This window comes from Stenotrophomonas sp. GSD10 (assembly GCF_056172695.1).
This window is the reverse complement of sequence record NZ_JAOCMC010000002.1, coordinates 3,442,531-3,463,285: the sequence shown is the minus strand read 5'-3', so window position 1 is coordinate 3,463,285 and position 20,755 is coordinate 3,442,531. Positions and strand designations below refer to the sequence as shown.

At 66.3% G+C, this 20,755-nt stretch carries 14 protein-coding genes and 6 pseudogenes; 6 read left to right on the top strand and 14 right to left on the bottom strand.

The window, feature by feature from the left end:
- The first annotated feature begins 100 nt into the window (after positions 1-100).
- Both N4G47_RS16180 and N4G47_RS16175 read left to right on the top strand, forming a co-directional pair.
- Positions 101-877: an AMP nucleosidase gene (locus tag N4G47_RS16180; RefSeq protein WP_057497361.1), complete on the top strand. Its 777-nt coding sequence runs from the start codon at positions 101-103 to the stop codon at positions 875-877.
- Between the two features lie 43 nt (positions 878-920).
- Positions 921-1,459, top strand: a pseudogene (locus N4G47_RS16175) (DUF924 family protein).
- Between the two features lie 111 nt (positions 1,460-1,570).
- Here the strand turns inward: N4G47_RS16175 and grxD are convergent.
- Positions 1,571-2,497, bottom strand: a complete 927-nt coding sequence (grxD, locus tag N4G47_RS16170; protein WP_475288704.1) for a Grx4 family monothiol glutaredoxin — start codon at positions 2,495-2,497, stop codon at positions 1,571-1,573.
- A gap of 58 nt (positions 2,498-2,555) precedes the next feature.
- On the opposite strand from grxD, the gene N4G47_RS16165 reads away from it, so the two are divergent.
- The gene (locus N4G47_RS16165) at positions 2,556-3,335 is read left to right on the top strand and encodes a polysaccharide deacetylase family protein (protein ID WP_475288700.1); all 780 of its coding nucleotides are present in this window, start codon (positions 2,556-2,558) and stop codon (positions 3,333-3,335) included.
- Positions 3,336-3,457: 122 nt separating this feature from the next.
- Here N4G47_RS16165 and N4G47_RS16160 read toward each other — a convergent pair.
- The 3 genes and pseudogenes from N4G47_RS16160 to N4G47_RS16150 form a co-directional block, all read right to left on the bottom strand.
- Positions 3,458-4,176 (bottom strand): annotated as a pseudogene (locus N4G47_RS16160) (class I SAM-dependent methyltransferase).
- Positions 4,177-4,180: 4 nt separating this feature from the next.
- On the bottom strand, positions 4,181-4,798 hold the full coding sequence (locus N4G47_RS16155) for an SGNH/GDSL hydrolase family protein (RefSeq protein ID WP_475288696.1): 618 nt from the start codon (positions 4,796-4,798) through the stop codon (positions 4,181-4,183).
- 3 nt (positions 4,799-4,801) lie between these two features.
- On the bottom strand, positions 4,802-6,076 hold the full coding sequence (locus tag N4G47_RS16150; RefSeq protein WP_475288692.1) for a pyridoxal phosphate-dependent aminotransferase: 1,275 nt from the start codon (positions 6,074-6,076) through the stop codon (positions 4,802-4,804).
- Between the two features lie 114 nt (positions 6,077-6,190).
- Here N4G47_RS16150 and rsgA point away from each other — a divergent pair, with 114 nt between their 5' ends.
- From rsgA to N4G47_RS16135, 3 genes and pseudogenes are all read left to right on the top strand, one after another.
- A complete protein-coding gene (gene rsgA, locus N4G47_RS16145) occupies positions 6,191-7,300 on the top strand; it encodes a ribosome small subunit-dependent GTPase A (RefSeq protein WP_475289959.1) in 1,110 nt (369 codons plus the stop codon).
- Positions 7,301-7,485: 185 nt separating this feature from the next.
- Positions 7,486-8,738: pseudogene (locus N4G47_RS16140) on the top strand (flavohemoglobin expression-modulating QEGLA motif protein).
- A 155-nt stretch (positions 8,739-8,893) separates the two neighbouring features.
- A complete protein-coding gene (locus N4G47_RS16135; RefSeq protein ID WP_475288690.1) occupies positions 8,894-11,197 on the top strand; it encodes a TonB-dependent receptor in 2,304 nt (767 codons plus the stop codon).
- Positions 11,198-11,290: 93 nt separating this feature from the next.
- On the opposite strand, the gene N4G47_RS16130 is transcribed toward N4G47_RS16135, so the two are convergent.
- The 10 genes and pseudogenes from N4G47_RS16130 to N4G47_RS16085 all read right to left on the bottom strand — a co-directional run.
- A complete protein-coding gene (locus tag N4G47_RS16130) occupies positions 11,291-11,560 on the bottom strand; it encodes a PAAR domain-containing protein (RefSeq protein ID WP_475288689.1) in 270 nt (89 codons plus the stop codon).
- A 4-nt stretch (positions 11,561-11,564) separates the two neighbouring features.
- Positions 11,565-11,942, bottom strand: a complete 378-nt coding sequence (locus N4G47_RS16125) for an META domain-containing protein (protein WP_475289958.1) — start codon at positions 11,940-11,942, stop codon at positions 11,565-11,567.
- Positions 11,943-12,090: 148 nt separating this feature from the next.
- Positions 12,091-12,519: a hypothetical protein gene (locus N4G47_RS16120; RefSeq protein WP_475288687.1), complete on the bottom strand. Its 429-nt coding sequence runs from the start codon at positions 12,517-12,519 to the stop codon at positions 12,091-12,093.
- Positions 12,453-13,553, bottom strand: coding sequence for a hypothetical protein (locus tag N4G47_RS16115; RefSeq protein ID WP_475288685.1), 1,101 nt, complete (start codon positions 13,551-13,553; stop codon positions 12,453-12,455). Before N4G47_RS16115 ends, N4G47_RS16120 begins: the two co-directional genes overlap by 67 nt.
- Positions 13,550-15,538, bottom strand: coding sequence for a phospholipase effector Tle1 domain-containing protein (locus tag N4G47_RS16110; RefSeq protein ID WP_475288683.1), 1,989 nt, complete (start codon positions 15,536-15,538; stop codon positions 13,550-13,552). Before N4G47_RS16110 ends, N4G47_RS16115 begins: the two co-directional genes overlap by 4 nt.
- A pseudogene (locus N4G47_RS16105) lies at positions 15,531-15,842 on the bottom strand (DUF3304 domain-containing protein); the annotation flags it as partial. The gene N4G47_RS16110 and the pseudogene N4G47_RS16105, both read right to left, overlap by 8 nt.
- Before the next feature lie 261 nt (positions 15,843-16,103).
- Positions 16,104-16,685 carry a DUF3304 domain-containing protein gene (locus N4G47_RS16100; RefSeq protein ID WP_475288681.1) on the bottom strand — a complete coding sequence of 194 codons (582 nt, stop codon included), beginning with the start codon at positions 16,683-16,685 and terminating at the stop codon, positions 16,104-16,106.
- Positions 16,678-16,989 (bottom strand): annotated as a pseudogene (locus N4G47_RS16095) (DUF3304 domain-containing protein); the annotation flags it as partial. The pseudogene N4G47_RS16095 and the gene N4G47_RS16100, both read right to left, overlap by 8 nt.
- 377 nt (positions 16,990-17,366) lie before the next feature.
- Positions 17,367-18,200 carry a DUF4123 domain-containing protein gene (locus N4G47_RS16090; protein ID WP_475288679.1) on the bottom strand — a complete coding sequence of 278 codons (834 nt, stop codon included), beginning with the start codon at positions 18,198-18,200 and terminating at the stop codon, positions 17,367-17,369.
- A 169-nt stretch (positions 18,201-18,369) separates the two neighbouring features.
- Positions 18,370-20,703, bottom strand: a pseudogene (locus N4G47_RS16085) (type VI secretion system Vgr family protein); the annotation flags it as partial.
- Positions 20,704-20,755: the final 52 nt, after the last annotated feature.

Here is a 20,755-nt window from a genome sequence, read left to right as displayed (position 1 = left end):
GGCTTGCCAAGTGACCTTCTTCACAGGGCAGTGGCGGGCGGCTCGACGGCATCGCCCGGCTGGCTGAAAATAGCCGGTCCCCCGCCGTACCGGACCGACCATGAAGAGCAAGCAGGAAATCGTCGACAACTGGCTGCCACGCTATACCGGCGTGCCGCTGGACCAGTTCGGCCAGCACATCCTGCTGACCAACTTCGGCGGCTACCTGCATACCTTTTCCGAGCTGACCGGCGCACCCGTCATCGGCCTGGACCGGCCCATGGCCAGTGCCACCATCGACGGCATCACCATGATCAACTTCGGCATGGGCAGCCCCAACGCCGCGATCATCATGGATCTGCTGTCGGCGGTGATGCCCAAGGCGGTGCTGTTCCTGGGCAAGTGCGGTGGCCTCAAGCGCAAGAACCAGCTGGGCGACCTGGTGCTGCCGATCGCTGCGATCCGGGGCGAGGGCACATCGGGCGACTACCTGCCGCCGGAAGTACCGGCCCTGCCGGCCTTCGCGCTGCAGCGTGCGGTCTCGACCATGATCCGCGACCTCGGCCACGACTACTGGACCGGCACCGTCTACACCACCAACCGCCGGGTCTGGGAGCACGACGAGGCGTTCAAGGAGCGGCTGCGGGCGATGCGCTGCATGGCCATCGACATGGAGACGGCCACGGTGTTCGCCGCCGGCTTCGCAAACCACATCCCCAGCGGCGCGCTGCTGCTGGTTTCGGACCAGCCGATGATCCCGGACGGGGTCAAGACCGAGGCCTCCGATGCCAAGGTCAGCTCCCAGTTCGTGCAAAACCATATCCAGATCGGCATCGAGGCGCTTAAGCTTATCCGGCGCAACGGCAAGTCGGTCCGCCACCTGCGCTTCGACGAATGATGATGACGGCCTGGCGCGGCGCGCCGGCCCTGGGGAGTAGGTGATGGACGTTGCCGCGCAAGTGGTGGAATTCTGGAAGGAGGCGGGCCCTGCAAAGTGGTTCGCCCGCGACGACGCGTTCGACGCGCAGTTCCGCCAGTTGTTTCTGGATGAACATTTCGCTGCGGCTTCGCGCGCGCGCGAACACTGGCTGGGCAGTGCCGAGGGCGCGCTGGCGTTGATGCTGCTGCTGGATCAGTTCCCGCGCAACTGCTTCCGCGGGACCGCCCATTCCTACGCCACCGACGGCCTGGCGCGGCACTACGCCATGCGTGCGATCGAGGAAGGGCTGGACCTGCAGCTGGTGCCGAAGCTGCGTGCTTTCATCTATCTGCCGTTCGAGCACTCCGAAGATCCGCTGGACCAGGACCGTTCGGTGGCGATGTTCGACGTGCTCGGTGACAAGGAATACCTGCAGTACGCCGAACTGCACCGCGACATCATCCGCCGCTTCGGCCGTTTCCCGCACCGCAACGCAGTGCTCGGCCGTTTCCCACGGCCGAAGAGCTGGATTACCTGGCCGAAGGCGGCTTCGCCGGGTAGATCCACGGCATGCGTGGATGCAAAAACGCCGGCGAATGCCGGCGTTTTCTGTGCTGGGGTCAGAGCCCTTTCCTGCGGAAAGGGATCCAACCCCGACCCTGCAGGGTCAGATCAGTACTTCGGCACGCCGTTGTCGACCTCTTCGGACCAGGCGTTGATGCCGCCGGTGACGTTGAACACCTTGCTGAAGCCCAGGGTGCGGAACTGCTCGGCGGCCTGTGCGCTGCGGCCACCGTGGTGGCACAGGAAGGCCAGTGCGGTGTCCTTGGGCAGGGCTTCCAGCTCGGCACGACCGTTGCCGTCGAAGCTCTTGAACGGCACGCCGACGGCGGCGATGGCGCGTTCGTCGGCCGGGCGCACGTCCACCAGGGTCACGTTGCCGGCACGCACCAGATCGTCGGCGTCGCGCACGCTGATTTCCTGCACCGGCTTGGGCGCGTTCGGGTTGTCGATGGCCAGGCCCTTGCCGCGGATGTCGTCCACCCAGTCGATGGTGATGCCGTTGGCGCGGCGCGCGCTGGCCAGGTCGAACTGCACGCGCAGGCCGTTGGATTCGGCCGCAATCGCGCCTTCATCGTGCGGGGCCAGCTGGAAGTTCGGCTGGAAACGGGCGTCGATGGTCAGCTGCAGGGCAGCGCCCGGGGCGTCGGCCAGCGCGCCCTTGAGCATTTCCACCGCGGCCGGGGTGACGGTGATGCTCGGCGGAGTGCGGTCCGGCGCGGCCAGGCCCAGCACGCTGCTCAGCTCGCCGCTGGCGGCCATCTGCAGCACGATGTCGCTGCCGCCGACCAGTTCGCCGTCGATGTACAGCTGCGGGATGGTCGGCCAATCGCCGTAGGCCTTGATGCCTTCGCGGATTTCCTGGTCGGCCAGCACATTGACGTGGGCGAACTCGACGCCCAGATCCTGCAGGGCACCCACGGCCTTGGCCGAGAAACCACACTGCGGCATCGACGGCTGGCCCTTCATGAACAGCACGACGCGGTTGGCGTTGAGGATGGATTCGATGCGCGAACGCAGGGCGGGATCGAGGGACATGGACGTCGGGGTTCCGGGAATTCGAATCAGCAATTCTACCCCCATGGCATCATGGGGGATGAGCAACGCAGGAACATTGCATCGCATCCCGGCCCGCCCCTGGCGCTGGCTGCCCTGGCTGCTGCTGTCGCAACTGGTCGTGATCCTGGTCTGGGTCCTGGCCGGCTGGCAGTGGGGCCTGCCCGTGATGGTGGCCAGCCACGCATTGTTCATGGTGCCGGTGTTCCTGCCCAACAGCCGCTTCTACGCGCCGGTGCTGAGCCGACTGGCGGACGCCGGCGACGGTGTCTGGCTGACCATCGATGATGGCCCCGGCCCGGAAACCCGTGCCGTGCTCGATCTGCTGGACCGTCACCAGGCCCGCGCCACCTTCTTCCTGGTGGGCGAGCGCGCGCTGGCCCAGCCGGAGCTGGTGCGCGAGATCCTGCGCCGCGGGCACGATCTGGGCAATCACAGCCTCAGCCATCCACAGGCCCGTTTCTGGCGTCTGGGCCCGTCTGCCATGCGCGCCGAGATCGAAGGCTGCCAGCACGCGCTGCAGGCGGTCGGTGGGCAGCCGGTGCGCTGGTACCGTTCGGTGGTGGGCATGACCAACCCGTTCGTGGCGCCGGTACTGAAGGCGCTGGGGCTGGTGCGTGTGGGCTGGAGTGCCCGCGGCTACGACGGCGTCGGCTGCACGCCGGAGGGCGTGCTGGCGCGGCTGCTGCCCGACCTGCGCCCCGGCGCCATCGTGCTGCTGCATGAAGGCGCCGCCCATGGGCACAACCGGGTGATCATCGAGCGCGTGCTGCAGGCGCTGGACGAGCGCGGGTTGAAGGCGCGGCTGCCGGTTCTGTAGCAGCCGAGCGTGGGCTCGGCTCTACAGGGGCGGGCGATCATCCTGTAGCGCCCGAGCCGATGCTCGGGCGGCGGTGCGCCGCACCGGAAAGCGTCGGAGAGCAGCCGAGCGTGGGCTCGGCTCTATACCTCAGGCCGTTCGGCCACCAGCAGCCAGCTGTTGAACGGGGTTCGCCCATGCAGGGGGCGCGGGGCCGTGACCTGCAATCCCGCTGCGGCCAGCGTCGCCTGCACGACCTGCGGGTCGGGGTAGTGGCGCGGCCGCGTGCCCATCCAGCCGACCAGCCAGGCCAGCCGGTCCGCGACCCGGGTCGTGCGGTCGCGGCCATCGCCGGTGGCCAGCGGCGTGCGCAGCAGCAGCCGGGCGCCGGGTGCCACCTGCTCGCTGGCGGCGCGCAGCAGCGCCTGTTGCGGGCCTGCGTCCAGGTACTGCAGTACGTCCAGCAGCAGCACGTGCCCGCGATGGGCCGGCAGGGGGCCTGCACATCCAGGCAGTCGAAACGCACATCGGGCAGGTCGGCAGCAGCGCGCTGGGCGCGGGCGATCTTGCCGGCATCCACGTCCACGCCCAGGTAGCGCTGGGTACCGCCACGCTGGCGCAGTACATGGGCGAACAGGCCCAGCCCGCAGCCCAGGTCGAGCACCGGCTGCCCATCCTCCGGCAGCTGCTGCAGCACGCCGTCATACAGCGGATCGCTGCCGAGTTTGCCGCGGGTGTAGTAATAGTCGCGACGGTTGCCCCAGGCCTGTGCCGGCCGGAAAGCCTCGGCAATCGAACGGGCCTGGAGTGCCGTCAGGGGCGTGCAGGGCAGGGGCGTGCCATTCCGTGGCGTGCCGTCCATCGGTTCAGTCCGTGCTGCCCAGCAGTTGCGCCGCAACCGGCAGGGCGCGCGCGCTCCACAGTGCGTACATCCGCGCCGAGGGGTGCAGCCCGTCTTCGGCGATCATCGTCGGTGCGTCGCCCTGTACGCGGCTGATGTCGGTGATGTCGACGAAGGCCACGCCGTGCCGGGTGCTGATCACGTCGGCGGCGGCATTGAACTCGTCGGTTTCGATCTCGATCGCGGCCAGGTCGCGGCCGCTGCCGGCGCCGAACGGGGTCGCACCCCAATCGGGGAAGGACAGCACCAGTACGCGTCCGGCATTCCCACCAGCGAAGCCGATTGCCCGCCGCAGCAGCGCTTCAAACTGCTCGCGGTACTCGTCCAGCGGGCGGCCACGGTACTGGTTGTTGACCCCGATCAACAGGCTGACGAAATCGAAGGGGCCCTGCGGAGCCACCGCATCGATGCCGGCACCGAGTTCGTCGGTGGTCCAGCCGGTGGTGGCAATGGTCTGCGGGTCGGCCAGGTCCACGCCCTGCGCACGCAGCGCGGCGGCCAGCTGGTGCGGCCAGCGGCCCTCGACCGCAACCGCTTCACCAATGGTGTACGAGTCGCCCAGCGCCAGGTAGGACAACGCCACGGCTCAGGCCACCGAGCGGCGCGGCTTCATCGGCACGACCTTGGTCGCGTCCTCGGCACGGCGCGCCAGCACGCGGTCGATGCGGGCGAACACATCGCGCATCACCGCCGCTTCCGGCAGCAGGGTCACGCGGAAATGATGGCGGTAGGGCACGTTGAAGCTCGAGCCCGGCACCACCAGCACGCCTTCGTTGTTCATCAGGTCCAGCGCGAAGGTGTGGTCGTCGAAGCCCTTGGCGGCGGCGCCGACCACGGCCGGGAACGCGTACAGCGCACCGGCGGGTGCGACCAGCGACAAGTGCTCGCTGGCTTGGCACGCTTCGATCACCGCGCGTCGGGTTTCATACAGCCGGCCACCGGGGGCGCACAGCTCGGAAATGGTGTCCGGGCCATTCACCGCCGCCTCGATGGCGTACTGCCCCGGCACGTTGGCGCACAGGCGCAGCGCACCGAGCAGGTCCAGTGCAGCACGGAAGTCGCCCAGGCGTGCATCGTCACCGCTGAGGTGGGCCCAGCCCACTCGCCAGCCGCAGGCACGGTGCACCTTGCTCAGGCCGCTGAAGGTCAGGCACGGGTGATCGCCGGCCAGCGGCGCGACCGGCTGGAACACCGCATCGTCGTACAGGATCTGGTCGTAGATCTCATCGACCAGCAACAGCAGGTTGTGGCGGCGCGCGATCTCCACCACGCGCTCCAGCAGTTCGCGCGGGTAGCTGGCGCCGCTGGGGTTGTTCGGGTTGATCAGCACGATGGCGCGCGTGCGCGAAGAGACCAGGGTCTCGATCTCGCTCGGGTCCGGCTGGAAACCGTTCTCGGCGGCGCAGCGGTAGTACACCGGGCGGCCATCGTTGAGGATGGTCGAGGCCGACCACAGCGGGTAGTCCGGCGAGGGCACCAGCACTTCATCGCCCGGGTTGAGCAGCGCGCGCAGCGACAGGTCGATCAGCTCGCTGACGCCGTTGCCGACGAACATGCGGTCCGGATGCGCATCGGGTGCGCCGCGACGGGCGTAGTACGCCGCGATCGCTTCGCGCGCCACCGGCAGGCCCTGCTGGTGGGTGTACGGGTCGGTGCGGCCCATGTCGTCGGCGATCGCGCGCTGCAGGTGCTCGGGCGCGCGGAAACCGAAGTTGCCCGGGTTGCCGATGTTGAGCTTGATCAGCTTGCGGCCCTGCGCCTCCAGCTCCCGGGCTCGCCGCGCCAGTTCTCCGCGGATTTCGTAGCGCACTTCGGAAAGGCGCTCGCGGATGGCCAGGGGCTTGGGCGAGGAGGTGGACATGGGGTATGGGCCGTCAAAAGGCATGGGGTTTCCATCCTACCGGAATTGCTGCAATGCATGGCAAGGCCCCAGGGCCTGCCGTCGTTGGGCTGGCAGGGCATCGGCACGGGTAGAATGGCGGTGATGACCCAGACCCCCGATTTCACCGCCCTGCAGACCATCGGCTGGCCCTGGCCGGGCCCGCCGCAGCAGGCCGACTGGCAGGCCGCGATGGCCGCGCACCCGCAGGCCCGCCCGGCGCGGGTGATCGAACAGCACCGTACCCACTATGTGGTGGCCGATGGCCCGGACGCGGCGATCAAGGCCGAGTCGCTGCCGGAATGGCAGCGCCCGCGCTTCCCCAGCCATGAACGGCCGGCGGTGGGCGACTGGGTGCTGCTGGACGGCATCCGCATCGTCGCCCTGTTGCCGCGCCGCACCGCGATCAAGCGTGGCGCCGCCGGCGAGCATTACCACCAGCAGGTGATCGCGGCCAACATCGATACGGTGTTCATCGTCTGCGGCCTGGATGCCGACTTCAATCCGCGCCGCATCGAGCGCTACCTGCTGCTGGTCGGCGGTGGCGGTGCCGAACCGGTGGTGGTGCTGACCAAGGCCGACCAGACCGAGTACAGCGAAGACGCGCTGGCGGTGCTGGAAGAGCTGGAGATGCAGGGCATCGCGCTGCATGCGATCAACGGCCTGGATGCGGAAAGCGTGGCGGTGCTGCAGCCGTGGCTGGGCCCCGGCCGCACCGTGGTGCTGGTCGGTTCCTCCGGTGCCGGCAAGTCCACGCTGACCAATACCCTGCTCGGCGAGCAGCGGATGAAGACCAATGCGGTGCGTGCCAACGACTCGCGTGGCCGTCATACCACCACCCATCGCGCGCTGATGCCGCTGCCGATGGGCGCGTGCCTGATCGACACCCCCGGCATGCGCGAGCTGAAGCCGACCGGTGAAGAGACGCTGTCCGAAGGCGGCTTTGCCGATATCGAAGCGCTGGCGGCGCAGTGCCGCTTCAACGACTGCAAGCACCAGCAGGAACCGGGCTGTGCGGTGCGCGCGGCGATCGATGCCGGCGAGATCGAAGAGAGCCGGCTGCTGAACTACTTCAAGCTGAAGGAAGAAGTGGCCGCCGCTGCTGCCAAGCTGGCCGTGCGCCAGGCCGAGACCGCGCAGGAGCGTGGTGGCAAGAAGGGCAAGGGCCAGCAGTTCCGCTCGGCCGGAAAGCCGCGCCGGCGCTGATCGGAGTCGCGGGGTCAGAGCCCATTGCGCTGCAATGGGATCCGACCCCGGCAATGAACCCGCCTCTGCCCGCACCTGGTAGGTGCCAACCTTGGTTGGCACGAATCTGTCCGCAGCCCGCCGACGGCGCATGCCAACCAAGGTTGGCAGCTACCAAAGCAATGGCAGGGCGCTATAGTCCGCCCATGGAACCGACCGCGACGCTGGACCGTGACGTGGCCCACCATGCAGCGCTCGACGCGCGCCTGGTCGAGGCCGTGGGGGCATCCGCCTGCTGGGCCTGACCAGCTGGCCGGCAACGCTGCAGGCACCCTTCCTGGACAGCGTGGCGCGCGGCCAGCCGGTGCTGCCCAAGGTCGACTATCCGCGATTGGATTTCAGCGAGGAACGCCGCGCGCTGGCTGCGATCTCTGCCGACTGCGACGACAGCCATCCGCTGGGCCACTACGTGCGGCAATCGGCGCAGAGCTGGGACCTGGCCGCGCAGTTGCTGGAAGGGCTGGGCACCGCCGCCGTCGACACCTGTTCGGTGCAGCTGTTCGGCGCACCCGAGCAGCCGCTGCCAGGCAATGGCCCAAGCACGCGTGAGGCCGCGCGCCATTTCATCCAGATCGCCGCCGAGCTGGACCACGAACTGCTGGCGCCGGAAGAGCAGGTGCCGGTTTCGGCCATCGCCCTGCAACTGCAGCTGCAGAACGACCTCGATGCGTTCTTTGAATCGCGGATCATCCAGGTGCAGTTGGACCCGGAACTGGTCTCCAAGGCCGCCGCCGGCCCGACCCGCATCCGCCTGCGCACCAGTGCGCGCTTCAGCGCCTACGACCGTGCGCAGCTGTTCCACCACGAAGCGCTGGTGCATTCGCTGACCGCATTGAATGGCCGCGAACAGCCGGTACTGCCCAGCCTGGCACTGTCCTCGCCACGAGTGACCGCGACCCAGGAAGGGCTGGCCACGTTCGCCGAGCAGATCACCGGCAGCATCGATATCGAGCGACTGAAGCGCATCAGCCTGCGCACCGAAGCGATCGCGATGGCACGCGAAGGTGCCGATTTCATCGAGGTGTTCCGCTACTTCTGCGATGCCGGGCAGAACGTGGAAGAAAGCTTCGCTTCGGCGCAGCGTGTGTTCCGTGGCGTGCCACCGAGCGGCGGTCTGGCCTTCACCAAGGACACGGTGTACCTGCGCGGCCTGGTCTCTGTGCATACCTTCTTCCGCCACATGCTGGCCGAGGACCGCCTCCAGGTCTGCCGCTGGTTGTTCGCCGGCAAGATGAGCCTGGCCGATGCGATCGCGTTCGCGCCGTTGTTCGAGGCGGGGGTATTGAAGCCGCCGCGCTGGCTGCCGCATTGGGTGAGCCGGGCGAACGGGCTGGCCGGCATGCTGGCGTTTTCGCTGTTCGCCAACCGGATACGGATGGACCAGCTGGCGCCGGAGTGAAAGACGCTGGCGGCTCATGGCGGCCTCAATGAGAGGCGCATCACGCCCCTGCACCGTTCGTTGGTTTTTCGTAAAGAAGGTTTCATGTTCCGTTCGCATAGTGGCCATGCACCGCGCACGCATGCCGGTGACCACCCCCAATGCAACGGACCACCATGCAGACCCGACACCTGACGATCGCCGTGGCGATCGCGCTCTCCGCCGCCGCCAGCGCACATGCCGCCACCGTGGCTGACGCCGGCGCCAACGCCAGCACCGAAGCCGCGCTGAGCGCGCAGACGCTGGATACCGTCTCCGTGATCGGCCAGGGCGAGACCCGCCAGGTACAGCGCATCACCGCCGTCGACAAGCAGGTGCTGCCGCCGGGCACCAGTGGCCAGAAGATCCTCGACCGCCTGCCGGGCGTGTCTGTGCAGTCCAACGATGCCTTCGGCGCCAACGAAGAATCGCAGACCATCAGCCTGCGCGGTTTCGACAAGAGCCGCCTGGGTTACACGCTCGATGGCATTCCGCTGGGTGACAACAGCTACGGCAACTACAACGGCCTGAGCATCGCCCGCGCGATCATCGCCGAGAACCTGGCCGGCGCCGAACTGTCGCAGGGCATCGGCTCGCTGGGCGTGGCCTCGACCAGCAACCTGGGTGGCACCATCCAGTACTTCTCGATGGACCCGTCCACCGAGTTCGGCGGCCGCGCCAGCGTCACCGTCGGCGACGACAACCAGCGCCGCGGCTACCTGCGCGTGGATACCGGCGACATCAACGGCTTCTCGGCCTATGTCTCCGGCGTACACCAGGACCAGGACATGTGGGCCGCGCCGTACCAGAACCAGACCACGCGCCAGTTCAACGCCAAGGCGGTGTGGAACGTGGGCGACCATCGCTTCGGCGCCTTCGTGGCCACCTCGCGCGCCAGCCAGGCCAACTACGCCTACCTGTCCAAGGACATGCTGGCACGCGGCCTGGGCTATGACTGGAACATCTATGCGCCGGACTGGGACCGCGCCGTGGCGGCCGCGTACTGCGCGCCGGGCACCTTCAACAAGGCACGCTGTGCGTTCAGTGGTGGCGTCAACAGCATCGACGATGCCTACTACCAGAGCCGCGCACTGCGCGACGACAATCTGTATTCGGTTGATGCCGACCTGCGCCTCGGTGAGCAGGGCCGCCTGAAGCTGCTGGCCTACCACCATGACAACCGTGGCCAGGGCCACTGGTGGGCACCGGGCCAGCCGTCCTACCCGGGCACCGACAAGATGCTGCCGATCTCCATCCGCAGCACCAACTACACGATCAACCGCGATGGCCTGACCGCCGCGCTGTCGTGGACGGTGGGCATCCACGAGCTGGAAGCCGGCCTGTGGTACGAGCAGAACGACCATAACGTCTCGCGCAACTTCTATTACATCAGCGGCCCGTTCCTGGACGACCTGTACCTGAAGAACCCGGACCGCCTGTTGTTCAACCAGGACTTCGACATCCGCACGCGCCAGTTCTACGTGCAGGACCGCATGCGCTTCCTCGATCAGCGCCTGACCGTGGACGTGGGCATCAAGAGCCCGAACACCCGCATGCGCGCCACCGCCAAGCCGGGCGTGGAAACCAGCATCGCCTCGGGCACGCTGACCGCCAAGGAATCGGTGCTGCCGCAGGTGGGCCTGGGCTTCAAGCTCAACGCCAACAACGAGCTGTTCGCCTCGTACGCCGAGAACATTGCCGCGTTCGTCGGTGGTGGCAGCGGTGGCCCGCTGCAGGTGTCGCCGGAATCGTTCGCGGCCAGCGCCGGCCTGGAGCCGGAGAAGTCGAAGAGCCTGGAAGCCGGCTTCCGCACCTTTGGTGAGAAGTACCAGGCCTCGATCGCCGCCTACAACGTCAAGTTCGACAACCGCCTGCTGTCGCTGAACCCGTGTTCGAGCATCGAAGTGGGCACGCGCCCGGAGTGCGTGACGCGCTTCATCAACGTCGGTTCGGTGAAGAGCCACGGTGCCGAGCTGACCTTCATCCTCAAGCCGATCGATGGCCTGCAGTGGTACAACGCGCTGTCCTGGAACAAGACCACCTACGAGGATGACTACACCTCGGGCGGCGCGATCGTGCCGGTGGCCGGCAAGATCACCGTGGACACGCCGCAGCGCATGGCCTCCAGTGAGATCAGCTGGAACCACGACGGGTTCTTCGCCAGCCTGCGCGCCAAGTACACCGGCAAGCGCTACTACACCTACACCAACGACCAGTCGGTGCCGGGCGTGACCACCTTCGACGCCGGTGCGGGCTACGACTTCGGCCCGGGCTTCGGCCTGCGCAATGTGCGGGTGTCGTTGAACGCGACCAACCTGACCAACAAGCGCTATGCCGGCCAGTTGAGCTCGTTCGCACCGACCGATCCGAAGGGTACGCGCTATGCGATCCATGCAAGCGCACCGCGTCAGGTGTTCATGACGGTGGCCGCGGAGTTCTGATTGCAGGGTGTGACGCGTCCACGCATGGCGTGGATCTACTGAAACGGTAGATCCACGCCGCGCGTGGAGGGATGAGCCCGCCACCGGTCGCGGTCATGCCACGTTGATATGCGCGGCCTTGCCGGCAATGGCATGACAGCCGCAGCTGAGCAGGTGGCCTTCCAGCACGATCGGGAGGCCGTTGGCCAGATGGGTGCCGCTGCCCTCGACGAAGCTGTGCTCGCCGGGGTGCAGGGAACAGGTGGCGTAATCGCCCTTTACCGCCAACGGATGGCCATTGATGCGGTGGGTTGCAGCAAGCTGGCAGCGGGTAACCTCGCCGTCGCCCGTGGTGGAATCGCCTTGGCAGATGGGAGAAGGCATAGCGTCACCACCGGCCTGGAGGCGGAGTGCGATAGATCAGGGTCGCCGTCACCCGTTCACCGTTAAGTAGCTCCAGCACCGCATCGTCCTTGCCCAGGCGGTAGCCGGTAGCAGTGCTGAGCGCGGTGGCAAAGCGGTCGCCCACCGTGTCGAACATGGCCTTGTGGCAGCGCGTGCCGGTGCGGGCAACGGCTTCCACCGCCAGCGCCTGCTCGCCTTCCAGATGGTAGACGCCGGTCAGCGGCTGGCAGCCTGCGAAGCCAGTAAGGCGGCGGCCGTCGGCCTCGAAGATGACAAAACCTGCCTGGGAGCGAGGGTCCAGCTGCACGGCAGGGTGGTGGTCATCCAGCGGAAGGTGACTCAACTTCCAGACAGTCTGCAGCAGCGGCTGGGGGCTTCGGGACCTGCCTTCCAGGGTTCCGGGGCGTACCAGGGGCGGGGTGGGGTTTCAGCCGATTGGGGGGATTCTTTCTTGCAGGCTGCAAACGTGAACGGTAGCACCCCCGCCAGAAGCAGCGCGATATGGGTCCTCATGCGGTTTCCTCGTTTAGTGACTCATTGGATGGGATGCGCGAAAGGACCGGCTGCAGCAGCAGTCCGTCTGCGGACGCAACGACGACCACATGATTGCCCGCACTGTGCATGGCCAAGGCCAGCATCGAGGCGCCCGCTCCGCTGCCCAGCACTCCCACCTGGGAATGGATGTCGGTGGCGTGTTCGGGATCGAGCAGGTCGATGGGCTCGGTCAGACCCGCCAAGGCAAGCCGAAGTGCGCGGATGTGGCCAGGCTCCGAGTGGCTGTCGTACCAGATATGCAGCGCGCTGCCGGGTAGGGTGGCGACAAGCGCGTTCCACGCTTCTGCGATCCGCTGCTGAAGAGGGCCAGCGGATGTCAGAACGTCTGCGTGTGGCTTGATCGGAATGAAGGCTGGAGGTGGCAGCGATGCCAGCAGAGGCACGGCGTCCCACTGCGAAACCTGCTCGTGCGTCCACGGCGCGGGATACCACGGGTGATGTGCGCCTGCGGCCCCTCTGGGACGCCCTCGGTCATCTCGCCAGACATGGCTTGCTGCCAGGTCGAGCTGGGATGAACGTGGGTTTCAGGTGTGGCGAAGCGCGGTGGAATCATCGACTCCATTTCGTCCCGCCACCACAGGTAGGGTGCACGCAGCGCGTCCGTGTCGGCGCGTGCTTCGGCGATCGACTCCTTGCGGATACGTGATGGCAGCTGCTCTCGGCTGACCCAGAGCAGCACGATGCTGTCGTCGGGAGGTTGGCGCGGCGTTTGCCGCCCTGTGTCGCCGCGGATCAGGCGCCCATCGACGCTGAGCAGCGCGATGCTGTCCAGTAGGGGTGTCTCGTCCATCATCCTGTGCAGGTCCCGCAGCAGCGGCACAAGGGAGGGGCCGTCCAGATCGCGCTCGCGCACCAGCAGTCGGGCAGGCTGATCGGATTGCATTTTCATCAAGCCGGGCCAATGCCGGGCCGCGTAGCGGCTGGTCTCTGTAGCTGGCGGGGCCAGCGTCAGGATTGGCAACGGTCCAGCATCCGGGGCGTGAGTCACCAGCATGTCCATTGCCAGGGCCAACTGCACCTGCAGTCGCATGCCGTGTTCAGCGGAATCGTTGTCAACGCTGCGATGCGTTGCCTCGGCGGGCGTGGCGTGCTGGTCGAGGGCCAGCATGGATGCCAGTTCCGCGACAGGGCGGCCAGCAATCCACGCGTGACACGCACGCACGTGGAGTGCGGAGGCTGCGCGTGAAGGCGCCCGCGCGGGCGGTTGTGGGGAAGGGCGTGGCGGCGGAGGCACAAACGCCTGCTGCAGCGCATGCCCCGCCGTACACGCCAGAGCGGCCATGATCGTACCTGCCAGCCACGGTAGCAGCGCCGCAGCACCGGCGCTCTCTGCCGGGTCTGTTGCGTAGAGCACCATCAGTACGGACCAGCCCAGGGTCAGCAGCAGGAAGCCGAGGGCCCAGACAGAGCGGCTCATGACAAGCCATCCGCGTACATGAGGCGCCGGCTGATCCAGAAGGGTCGATTTCCCCCTGAAGGCTGCGCCAGTGGTCCAGAGGGTCTGACAGTGCCTGTGGTGCCGGAAGTGATGCGGAATACCTGGCGGCGACGCAGGTAGCTCCAGCGGGGCTCGCGGCGGGTGACGTTTGCGATGACGTCGAGGACGTCGGCCTTTCCATCCATGGCCGATGCTGGTTTTGCATCGGTGAAGATGGGTTGGCCCCCGTCGCGGAAGATCTTCAGCGCTCGCCTGTCCTCAATACCCAATGGGTCGACCGGTGGGAGAGGCTCTTCTTCATGGCTGGAGGGATTCCGCTCCATGCGTCGCCGATACTCCGGCAGCGTGCGCTCCTCGTAGCGGCGTCGGGATTCCTTGTAACGCCGATCCTTCTCCTCCAGCTGCTTGTGCATCGTGTCGTAGTCACGCTGGCACTGCGGGTCGGTCAACACGAAGGCCGCCCGTGAATCATGGATATGGTCCTCCAGCAGCGTGCGGACCGCAGGGCCGGGATCGGGCGAGATCTTCCAGTAGCGCTGGTACATCTCGCGCATGGGCGGAAAGCCCGTGGCGTAGCTGTAGGCACCGGACCAGCGGCTGACCAGGCTGCGGACGGTACCACCGAAGCCCTCGCAGGCCTCCACATCCTGGTGCAGCTCGACGTTGGACTGGTCAAGATTGATGTAGTCCTGCAACAGGGCGGGCTTGCACTGCCGCACGAAGGGCAGGGCGATGTAGTCGCTTCTGCGCAGCACGCTGCGGCGCCAGCCGATGTAGTCGAGGTAGTGGTGATGCAGCTGACGCATCAAGGGGGCGCCGCCCTTGAAGCTGCCAAGGCGGGCTTGATGTGCATCGAACGCGCGTTGGAGCTCGGGGGAGATGGCGAAGTCATCTGCAAGGCCCTGTTCTTTCAGGGCTTCGGAGTCAACCAAAGGCACACCCGCTGCCTGCGCCCTGCGATACATATCGTTGAGCGGAATCTGCGACAGCATGTCCTGCTGTTGCTGGCGAATGGCGCCGGACTGGTTCGTCCCTTTGCCCTGCGTTATCGGGCCATAGCCACCGCCCACGTCAGAATGCATGCCCGGGTAGATGATCTCCAGCCGCTGTGGCGACTCACTCTGCAGTGCACAGATGGTGGTGAGCGGAAACGAGTTTCGCGCCTCATGTGCCGCAATCATGTGCACGCACTGCTCGACGAACCCAGGTATGCCCATGTGGCGCGGTTCGGCCCATTTCAGGTGACCATCACCGGGCAGCAAGGGCACCGAGTCGGCCACATGCACCGATGCCACGGTGTCGAACAAGCCCATGAAACGCACCCGCAGCGGAATGCCACAGATCTTGGGCTGGTTGTCGCCAGCCCACTCGATGAGCTGATTGAGAAACGTACGTGCAGCAGTGGCGCCTCGTGAGAATCCGAACAGATCCAGCGTGATGCCGGCAATGTGGGGTGCGGCGGGCTTGGGGCGAGCGAGAATACTGGCCAGCGTGGTGGTCCAGATCTTTACCTGTTTCTCGTCTTCAATGGCGCGGATCAGTGCCGGCTCGTTCTCTTCGACAATTGCCGGATGGCCGCTGAGTTTGGCGATTCGATTGGCTATGTGCAGGTAGGCATAGCGCAGGCGACGGTCGCCGTAGGCACCCTCGCGCGCGCCCATCGGGTGCGGTTCGTGCTCGCCGATGAGGGGGAATGGGGTGCCGACGCCCGGGATGTAGAGCATGTGCTGGCCGACCTCAATTCCGTCATTGCAAGCATCGGATAGACGCGCGATGTTGCTGTGCGATCCACTTGGCCTGTCCTCATCGGCGTGGTTGCGCGTGCCATCAAAGAATATGGAGAACTGCATTGTGATCTGGCACGGCACCACGCCAGAACTCAATTGTGGCGATACGGGATTGAAGCCCAGGGTTGCCGGTGCGTCGCCGGGAAGCCAGGCATGCTCGATCTTCTGCTCACTCATCTTCTCCAATGCCTCTCTTCTCATTGAAGTTCTTGTAGGGGTAACGCGCGCCGGGATAGTCCGGGTCGCTCGGGAACAGACCACTCGGAATGACCAGCACCTCGTCGTTCTCAAAGATGTGCAGCCAGGTCTCGGCAACATGTGTGTAAGGCTGGACCGGTACGTCCTTCTCCACCCAGCGGCAGCCTTTGTCCTTTGGCTCGCCTGGTACATAGTCGAGATTCCGCTCACATCGCCGCCATTTCACACGAACGGTCAGGCCGGGATGCCAGCGCGCCGGCAGGCTGAGAACTCCCAGCATGGTGCTCGCACCGGTGCTTGCTCGCCCCCTCCTTTTCCGTTCACATAGACCGGCCGAACGAAGGTGTCAGTCGGCTCGTAATCCATCGAAGTCAGATTGCTGCCGATGTACGCCGGTGGCTCGCCCGCCTTGTCTGCACGCGCGCATGCGCACAGCGCCGCGGCGGCCACCAGCAGCCAAGCTCGATTCAGCACTGGCCGGAGTTGGCTTCGCAGGGTGAGCAGGCAAGCGGTGGAACTCTGGTGACGCCTGTAGATATCCCGCTTACTCATGCTCGCCAATTCCTCGCTTATCGAAGAAGTTCTTATAGGGGTAACGCGCGCCGGGATAATCGGGGTGGCGGGGTGAGAACGCACTAGGGATGACCAGTACTTCGTCGTTCTCAAAGATGTGCAGCCAGGTCTCGGCCACATAGGTGTAGGGCTGGACCGGTACGTCCTTCTCCACCCAGTGGCAGCCTTTGTCCTTTGGCTCGCCTGGTACATAGTCGAGATTCCGCTCACATCGCCGCCATTTCACACGAACGGTCAGGCCCGGATACCAGCGCGCAGGCAGGCTGAGGACGCCCAGCATGGTGCTCGCGCCATCGCCGGCCATGTCACCTCCTTTTCCGTTCACATAGACTGGCCGAACGAAGGTGTCGGTCGCCTCGTAATCCATCGAAGTCAGATTGCTGCCGATGTACGCCGGTGGCTCGCCCGCCTTGTCTGCACGCGCGCATGCGCACAGCGCCGCGGCGGCCACCAGCAGCCAAGCTCGATTCAGCACTGGCCGGAGTTGGCTTCGCAGGGTGAGCAGGCAAGCGGTGGAACTCTGGTGACGCCTGTAGATATCCCGCTTACTCATGCTCGCCAATTCCTCGCTTCTCATTGAAGTTCTTGTAGGGATATCGCGCGCCGGGATAATCTGGGTCGCTTGGGAAGAAAGCACTGGGGATGACCAGTACTTCATCGCTCTCGAAAATGTGCAGCCAGGTCTCGGCCACATAGGTGTAGGGCTGGACTGGTACGTCTTTTTCCATCCAGCGGCAGCCTTCATCTACTGGTTCATCGGGTACGTACTCTGTACCTGCCTCGCAACGCCGCCACTTCACTCGCACGGTCAGGCCGGGATGCCAGCGCGCCGGCAAGCTGAGGACGCCCAGCATGGTGCTCGCACCGGTGCTTGCTCGCCCCCTCCTTTTCCGTTCACATAGACCGGCCGAACGAAGGTGTCAGTCGGCTCGTAATCCATCGAAGTCAGATTGCTGCCGATGTACGCCGGTGGCTCGCCAGCCTTGTCTGCACGCGCGCATGCGCACAGCGCCGCGGCGGCCACCAGCAGCCAAGCTCGATTGAGCACTGGCCGGAGCTGGCTTCGCAGGGTGAGCAGGCAAGTGGTGGAGTTCTGGCGATGTCTTACTATTTCCTGCTTACTCATGTTCGCCAGCTCCTCAGTCATCGAAGCGATCCTTGTACGGGTAACACGTGCCGCAGTCGCTGGCGTCACGGGGTGAACGTGTGCCAGAAGTGACCAGCGCCTCATCGGTTAGACGGAAGCGGTGGTGGAGCGATTTCCCTCCGCATTACCCAGCGCCATCCAAAGCGCAGCGCCTCGCAGTTCCTGTGCATGCACCGGATGCACCCGCAGGGCTTCGGCGTCCTCGCCGCGACGTATTCCCCAGGCAATCCAGCTGGCAAGATCGGTCGGCTCGACGTATCCCTGTTGCCGCGCTGCGGCTATCAGTGCTGTGGCCAGGGCGTGGCGCGCTTCGCGGCTTGTGGCTGAGGCCGTAGAGCGAAGCGTGGGCTTCAGCGACTGCAGCAGCGCATCGGCCAGTTCCAGCTCGGCCAGCGCTGTGGCCTGGTCTGTATTCCACCCTGGCGACGCATCCTCATCGGCAGGCACCGCAGGTAGCGGGGGAATCGTCAGCCGCTGCGCCCGCCCATCACGATCTGCCAGCCACCACGCGGCCCACGGCAAGCTGAAAGCGACAGACTGCGCAGGGCGCCACACCTGCATCGCCGCACGCAGCACGCGCCCGTCTGCCAGCCGGGTGTAATGCATACCGAAGGCGTCGCCATCGCGCAGCCAATGGCGCAGGTGCGTGAGCGTGTCTTCGAAGGCCCAGCGGCTTGCCAGCCAGTTCATCCCCGGGCCACTGCCATCCAGTCCCATCGATGCAGCCTGGGCGGGCCGCATCAGCCACGGGCCGAGCGCCTGCGCCGCTTCGGATAGATCGGAAAACAGCGAAACGGCGTCGCTTGCACGGCGCGTCAGGCGGGCGCCGATATCGCGCTGCACTGCGCCGTCCACCAGTACCAGCGGCTCGATGCCGGGCTGTTGGCAGCAGTGGTGCCACTGGCTGGGCAGCGGATTCATGCCGCACCCGCCAGCTGTACGCGCGCGCCCCCGACGCTGCAGCCCTGAGCAGACAGGGCAGGCAGACTGGTGGCGGTTCCGTCGGCAGTGTCCGGCTCCAGGGGTCGCTCGCGGGGCCTTCCCAGCGATGGTCGGCGCCGTGGAAGGCCAACGCCCCGTTGCTGCCCACGGTTACGCCATCGCCTATGCGGATGAAGCTGCCATCAGCGGCCACCAGACGGATGATGGGCGCGGACAGCACGATCTCGCCCTGTTCGCTGCTCAGCTGAAGGCCGGACAGCGCGTGGCCATCGATCAGCCCGTCGCGTGCCTGCAGCTGCAGGTCGCCCTGGTTGGCAACGGCCTGAAGGCCGCCTTCGGCCACGAACAGGGACAGGCCCTTCCCGGCCAGCAGCTGCATGCGCTCACCGCTGGTGTGCTGCACCCGGCCCTGCGCCACGACATCGTGGTGCTGACCGCTGACGTGCAGCTGGCTGGCAGGCGAGGCGCTGACCAGGCCGGCAGCGGCGGCCAGCGCTATGACCGGCTCGTTTGCTGCACCGGTATCCGCCGACCAGCCCTGCAGCGCCGTATCCAGCGCCGCCTGTGCATCGCCCTCCGGTGTGCCGGCCTGCAGGCGTGTGGCCATCTCGGCGAGAGAATCAAACAGCTGACGGCAGCTGCCAAGCACCTCCAGCAGCTCCGGCAACGCCATCTGCAGGCCACCCGCGCGGGGCTGTGCGTGGCTGCTTACCAGCAAACCCTTGGCCGAGCGCAAGGCCAGTGCAGCATCGGTACGCAGTTCCGCGCCCTGTCCACGCGCCTGCGCGCTGCCATCACGGCGTGGCGTTGCCACGTGGCCCAGGTGCAGGGCGCTTTCGAAGGGGCTGGACCGCAGCGTGGCCCCCACCGATTGGCCGGTGTCATCCATCGAGAGTTCGTTGAACCCCTCGCCATCGTGCTCGTTGCTGCGGATGCCGGATACAGCACGATTACCCGGCAGGCTGCCCATGCCGCCGAAGCGTGGCGTTGCGTGGCGCCCGTTGTAGACGCCACCGATCACCAGGGGGCGATCAATGTCGCCGTGGAGGAAGGCGACGACGACTTCCTGGCCCACCCGCGGAAGGAACTGATGGCCAAAACCGTCACCCGCGCTGGGCATGGCCACGCGCACCCAGGTGGAGGAGCGCTCATCCTGAGGGTCCGGTGCGCCGGGGTGATCCTGCACTCGCTGCCAGTGGAAGCGGATGCGGATGCGCCCCAAGGCATCGGTGTACACCGTCTCGCCCGGCGGTCCCACCACCGTGGCGGTCTGCATGCCAGGCGCGTTGGGGCGCAGCAGTCGGTGCGCGTGCACGGGCACCACAGGGATGTTGCCGGGCACCGCGCGGAAACGTGTGACGCATTGGCCTGCAGGCGGCATGTGCTCTGCGTCCGGACCGAGGCTGGGGGCGGCGTCGGGGAGGTTGTTGGTCGCAAGCAGATGCACACCACTGATGAGGAAACCTGCCGGCGGAAGCGCTTCGGTAGTGCCAGGACGTCCTTCCACCTGGATGCTGTCTGCGGTCGCAAGCCCGCGGAAGTCACCTTCGCCGAGCCAGGTCCGCGACCGCAGTTCCTGCGCCTGCATTCGCAAGCGCGCGTAGCGGTTCATGTCGGCGGTGCTGCTGCCGTAGTACAACGTGCGCGCGTGATGGCTTTCCAGGCCCTGCACGCTGCGGGCCACGTCCGCGCTCACCGGCAGGGCAAGATCATCGCTGCCGCGCAGCTGCTGTGCGCTCGCGTAGTCGAAGCTGGACAGGGTGTGACGCGTGGGTGGCAGCCTGTGCAGCAGCTGCCACGCCTGCAGATGAGGCGTACCGTCATCGGTACCGGCCGCTCGGTGCGGGAGCGCAATGGCGCGTTCGGCATCGAACAACGGCTGGTCGCTCAGTACGAGCATGTGGCGCGGCGTGCCGTCGAGCAGGTCGAAGGTGAACCGGTAGCTGATGCCCTCTTCGGCCAGCAGGCGTTCGATGAACTGCTTGTCGGACTCGTTGAACTGCACGCAGTACGAACGAACGTCATGCTGCGCCAGCAGGGAGCGACGGTGATCGAATGCAAGGGCGATGCGGGCGTTGCCCTGGCGATGTTCCTCCAGGATGCAAGCGACCATATCCGGCACGCTCATGTCCTGGAAGACCCGGCAGGCGATTCGCCGCTCCAGCAGGGCCAGCGCTGACACGACCTGCAGCGCTACGTTCTGCCATGCGTCCTGCTGCGCGGTACAGCGGACGGCATCGACGACGCCGCAGAACCAGCGGCGCCTGCCGCCAGGTTGGGCCAGCCCGATGCCCAGGACACGACCCTGCAGGGCCTGCGCTTCATCAAGACTGCCCTGCACCAGGCCGCGGGCGGTGAGGGTGAAATCCTCGTTGAATGCATCACGGTAGTCGAGGGACTGGATGAAGACTGACGGTGCGGGTGCCTCTGTACCCCAGCAGATGTCGATCAGTCGATCGGTGCTTGCTGGCTTCACCCTCATGTCCATTACAGCGCGCCTCCCTGGCGGATTGTCTGCTCAGGGTGCGATCTGC

Excerpts from the sequence above, each read along its gene's own strand:
- N4G47_RS16180 (WP_057497361.1), top strand. The coding sequence starts at position 101 with ATGAAGAGCAAGCAGGAAATCGTCGACAACTGGCTGCCACGCTATACC.
- grxD (WP_475288704.1), bottom strand. The coding sequence starts at position 2,497 with ATGTCCCTCGATCCCGCCCTGCGTTCGCGCATCGAATCCATCCTCAAC.
- N4G47_RS16165 (WP_475288700.1), top strand. The coding sequence starts at position 2,556 with ATGAGCAACGCAGGAACATTGCATCGCATCCCGGCCCGCCCCTGGCGC.
- N4G47_RS16150 (WP_475288692.1), bottom strand. The coding sequence starts at position 6,076 with ATGTCCACCTCCTCGCCCAAGCCCCTGGCCATCCGCGAGCGCCTTTCC.
- rsgA (WP_475289959.1), top strand. The coding sequence starts at position 6,191 with ATGGCGGTGATGACCCAGACCCCCGATTTCACCGCCCTGCAGACCATC.
- N4G47_RS16135 (WP_475288690.1), top strand. The coding sequence starts at position 8,894 with ATGCAGACCCGACACCTGACGATCGCCGTGGCGATCGCGCTCTCCGCC.
- N4G47_RS16130 (WP_475288689.1), bottom strand. The coding sequence starts at position 11,560 with ATGCCTTCTCCCATCTGCCAAGGCGATTCCACCACGGGCGACGGCGAG.
- N4G47_RS16115 (WP_475288685.1), bottom strand. The coding sequence starts at position 13,553 with ATGAGCCGCTCTGTCTGGGCCCTCGGCTTCCTGCTGCTGACCCTGGGC.
- N4G47_RS16110 (WP_475288683.1), bottom strand. The coding sequence starts at position 15,538 with ATGAGTGAGCAGAAGATCGAGCATGCCTGGCTTCCCGGCGACGCACCG.
- N4G47_RS16100 (WP_475288681.1), bottom strand. The coding sequence starts at position 16,685 with ATGAGTAAGCGGGATATCTACAGGCGTCACCAGAGTTCCACCGCTTGC.
- N4G47_RS16090 (WP_475288679.1), bottom strand. The coding sequence starts at position 18,200 with ATGAATCCGCTGCCCAGCCAGTGGCACCACTGCTGCCAACAGCCCGGC.